Consider the following 4116-nt stretch of genomic DNA (forward strand, 5'->3'; position numbering starts at 1 on the left):
TGCTGTCAACACCTCTTTTTCAACTTCCTTTCGGCTTCGATGAACTGAAGCAACCTGCTGCCGAAAACTGCGTAACCCATTGTTTACCAAGGAGTTTTCCGTTTCGACTGCGCCGGAAGTGGGGCGAATTATAGACATCTGAAATGTGCCGTCAAGCATTGATTCAGGTTTTCTATCAATAACCTGCAGAATGCAGTAAAAACCCCAAAGGACGCCTATATAGAGGAGCCGAAACGCCCCTCTATATAGAAGAGACCTATCAGAGAACGCCCGAAGCCTTGAATGCGGACACCGCCCCCGCATCCAGGCCCAACACCCGCTGTAAAACCTCGAACGTGTGCTCACCCAGCAAAGGAGGCGCAAAACGGTATTCCACCGGCGTCTCCGACAGTCGAATCGGGCTCGCTACCTGAGGCACCATCCCGGCCAGCGCATGCGGCAGCTCGATAGCCAACCCACGCGCCTTGACCTGAGGATCGGCAAACATCTGCGCCAGGTCATTTATAGGCCCGCATGGCACGCCAGCCTGTTCCAGCTGCACCACCCATTCAGCGGTCGTCTTGAACACCGTTGCCTGGCGGATCAGCGGAATCAGTACCGCCCTGTTTGCCACCCGCAGCTTGTTGGTGGCAAAACGCGGATCGTCCGCCCACTGCGGCTGCCCGGCCACTTCCGCGAACTTGCGGAACTGTCCATCGTTCCCGACGGTAAGGATGAAATCGCCATCCGCCGTAGGAAAATCCTGATAGGGCACGATGTTCGGATGAGCATTGCCCAGACGTTTAGGCGCATTGCCTGTCGTCAGGTAGTTCATCGCCTGGTTGGCCAGACAAGCTACCTGTACGTCCAGTAGTGCCATATCGATATGCTGACCACCGCCGTCGTGATCCCGATGCGCAAGCGCCGCCAGGATCGCGACCGTCGAATACAGCCCGGTCAGGATGTCCGTCAGCGCCACGCCCACCTTCACCGGGCCCGCGCCGTCCTCACCTTCAGGTCTCCCCGTCAGGCTCATGAGGCCGCCGAGCCCCTGGATCATGAAGTCATAACCCGCACGTTTGGCATAAGGACCAGTCTGGCCAAACCCGGTGATCGAGCAATAGATCAGATCCGGATTGATCGCCTTTAGCGATTCATAGTCCAGGCCATAAGCCGCCAGACCGCCGACCTTGAAGTTCTCGATCAGGATGTCCGACTTGGCCGCCAGTTCACGCACCAGCTTCTGCCCTTCAGGGCGAGTGAAGTCGATGGTGACCGATTGCTTGTTGCGATTGGCCGACAAGTAATAGGCGGCCTCGCTGGTGTTCTCGCCATAGGCGTCTTTAAGGAACGGCGGCCCCCAGGCGCGCGTGTCATCGCCGTTACCCGGGCGCTCGACCTTGATCACTTCGGCGCCAAGGTCGGCCAGGATCTGCCCGGCCCAAGGCCCGGCCAGCACCCGCGATAAATCCAGTACCCGTAGATGCGATAGCGCGCCCATGGACGTTCTCCTTAATAGAACGCCTGGAGGCCGGTTTGCGCACGACCGAGGATCAGTGCATGGACGTCGTGCGTACCTTCATAGGTGTTCACCACTTCCAGGTTGACCAGGTGACGCGCGACACCAAACTCATCGGAGATGCCGTTGCCGCCCAACATATCGCGAGCCATGCGCGCGATGTCCAGGGACTTGCCGCAAGAGTTGCGCTTCATCATCGAAGTGATTTCGACCGCCGCGGTGCCTTCATCCTTCATGCGACCCAGACGCAGGCAGCCTTGCAGCGCCATGGTGATTTCAGTCTGCATATCGGCAAGCTTCTTCTGGATCAACTGGGTAGCGGCCAGCGGGCGACCGAACTGTTGACGATCCAGGGTGTACTGGCGAGCGGTGTGCCAGCAGAACTCGGCCGCACCCAGCGCCCCCCAGGAGATGCCGTAACGTGCCGAGTTGAGGCAAGTGAAAGGACCTTTCAGGCCACGGACATCCGGGAAAATGTTCTCTTCCGGGACGAACACGTTGTCCATCACGATTTCACCGGTGATCGATGCGCGCAGGCCCACCTTGCCGTGAATCGCCGGAGCGCTCAGACCTTTCCAGCCTTTCTCCAGAACGAAGCCGCGGATGTCGCCGGCATCGTCCTTGGCCCAGACCACGAACACATCGGCGATCGGGCTGTTGGTGATCCACATCTTGTTGCCGGTGAGGCTGTAGCCACCCTCCACTTTGCGCGCACGAGAAATCATCGCGCCCGGGTCGGAGCCATGGTTAGGCTCGGTCAGGCCGAAGCAGCCGATCCACTCGCCCGACGCCAGTTTCGGCAGGTACTTCTGCTTCTGCGCTTCGGTACCGAACTCATTGATTGGCACCATCACCAGCGAGGACTGCACGCTCATCATCGAGCGATAGCCCGAGTCGATACGCTCGACTTCACGGGCGATCAAGCCATAGCTGACGTAGTTCAGGCCACTGCCACCGTACTGCTCGGGAATGGTTGCGCCCAACAGACCGATCTCGCCCATTTCGCGGAAGATCGCCGGATCGGTCTTCTCATGACGGAAAGCTTCAAGAATGCGCGGCGCAAGGCTCTGCTGAGCAAACTGCGCAGCCGTGTCGCGAATCATGCGTTCTTCTTCAGTGAGCTGTTGATCCAGCAGCAGAGGATCGATCCAGTTGAAGCTAGCTTTACCGCCCATGAGTGTGTCCTCTCGAATCGGGTCAAATAACGTGGACTGATCCTAGGCCCGGATCGGCGCCACGGCAAACGAGGATTTTGCATACTGTTGTGCTAATTTCTCACTCCGTAACATCGCAAAAGAGCGCTTATGCGATCCATTAGTGAGGTTGACGTACATGCGCAGAAAAATACCCAGCACCACCGCCCTGATCAGCTTCGAGGCTGCAGCGCGCCATGAGAGCTTCACCAAGGCCGCCCAGGAACTTTCGCTGACCCAAGGAGCGATTTGCCGACAGATCGCCAGCCTTGAAGAGTTCCTCAGTGTGGAACTGTTCCGACGCTCGCGGCGTGGAGTGAAGCTGACGGAGGCCGGGCTTTCCTATAGCCGTCGGGTTGCCACACAGCTCGATGCGGTCGAACGGGACACCCTGTCGGTGATGGGTCAGCAGGGCGCCAACGTGATCGAATTGGCGGTGGTTCCGACCTTCGGTACCCAATGGCTGCTGCCGCGTCTCAAGGACTTTCAGCAAAAGCACCCGGAAGTGACGGTCAACCTGACCAACCGCACACGGCCGTTCCTGTTCGCCGACACTGACTTTGATGCCGCTATCTACTTCGGCGATGCGGATTGGTCGGGTACAGAGTCCCACAGACTGATGGGTGAAAATCCGATGCCGGTTTGCAGCCCCAACCTGCTCGGAAACAAGACCAGTCTGACGCCCAGTGAAATCGCCGACTTGCCTCTTCTGCAACAAACCACCCGCCCCTATGCCTGGCGCCAATGGTTCGATTCCCAACACCTGAATGTCCCGCGAGACATGACAGGCCCCCGCTACGAGCTATTCTCCATGCTCGCCCAGGCAGCCATGCACGACATGGGCATTGCCCTGATCCCGCCGTTCCTGATTCAACGTGAGCTGAAAGAGAAACGCCTGGTGATCGCCAACCCGCAAGCACTGTCCAGCATCAAGGCTTATTACCTGATGATTCCTGAGCGAAAGGTCGAATCCGCGTCTTTGAAGGCATTTCGCGACTGGCTGGTAAATCAGGCGCACAGCTACAGCCTAGAAGGATAAAGGCCTCGCAGCGTTACTTGACCTCGTAGTCAGCAAATGCAAAGCCCTACAGATATACGTATTTGTCGCATGTCAGCAAACTGTATCGAGAAGCTGTACAAACGTCCCACAAGCGCCTGAGCACGCGGCTTTGCGCCACTATTTCGAAGCGATACCGCATCATTCATACGGCCGATGTGTAAATTCTTCAATTTCGGCCAGAATCCTTGCAAAGCACGGTCTGCAAGGGATGGAGCCGGTTGGTTGCGACATTCGGTCACGGGGTGACTTGTAGTTAATTTTCCGTCACCCGTCATAATCCCTTGAAGGGCACAAAGTTCGCCTGCAAAATGCCGCGCCCCGCCCTGATTTGGCGGGATCGTGCTGATCGGCCGCCCCAGCCGCAC

Annotated in this window: 4 protein-coding genes; 1 reads left to right on the forward strand and 3 read right to left on the reverse strand. The window is 57.9% G+C overall.

What is annotated here, in order from left to right; translation table 11 throughout:
* Nucleotides 1-259 precede the first annotated feature (259 nt).
* Both ACM6IK_RS20780 and ACM6IK_RS20785 read right to left on the reverse strand, forming a co-directional pair.
* On the reverse strand, nt 260-1480 hold the full coding sequence (locus tag ACM6IK_RS20780; protein ID WP_414875812.1) for a CaiB/BaiF CoA transferase family protein: 1221 nt from the start codon (nt 1478-1480) through the stop codon (nt 260-262).
* Nucleotides 1481-1491: 11 nt separating this feature from the next.
* Nucleotides 1492-2673 carry an acyl-CoA dehydrogenase gene (locus tag ACM6IK_RS20785; protein WP_218433884.1) on the reverse strand — a complete coding sequence of 394 codons (1182 nt, stop codon included), beginning with the start codon at nt 2671-2673 and terminating at the stop codon, nt 1492-1494.
* A 157-nt stretch (nt 2674-2830) separates the two neighbouring features.
* Between ACM6IK_RS20785 and ACM6IK_RS20790 the strand changes: the two genes are divergently transcribed.
* A complete protein-coding gene (locus tag ACM6IK_RS20790) occupies nt 2831-3730 on the forward strand; it encodes a LysR family transcriptional regulator (protein ID WP_414875813.1) in 900 nt (299 codons plus the stop codon).
* A gap of 29 nt (nt 3731-3759) precedes the next feature.
* Here ACM6IK_RS20790 and ACM6IK_RS20795 read toward each other — a convergent pair.
* Nucleotides 3760-4116: hypothetical protein (locus tag ACM6IK_RS20795; RefSeq protein WP_414875814.1), on the reverse strand; the 357-nt coding region annotated here is incomplete at its 5' end.

The organism is Pseudomonas sp. IT-196MI5 (assembly GCF_949767415.1).
Classification (GTDB): Bacteria; Pseudomonadota; Gammaproteobacteria; order Pseudomonadales; family Pseudomonadaceae; genus Aquipseudomonas.

Coding starts and splice junctions, on each gene's coding strand:
- ACM6IK_RS20790 (WP_414875813.1), top strand. CDS start 2,831: ATGCGCAGAAAAATACCCAGCACCACCGCCCTGATCAGCTTCGAGGCT.
- ACM6IK_RS20785 (WP_218433884.1), bottom strand. CDS start 2,673: ATGGGCGGTAAAGCTAGCTTCAACTGGATCGATCCTCTGCTGCTGGAT.
- ACM6IK_RS20780 (WP_414875812.1), bottom strand. CDS start 1,480: ATGGGCGCGCTATCGCATCTACGGGTACTGGATTTATCGCGGGTGCTG.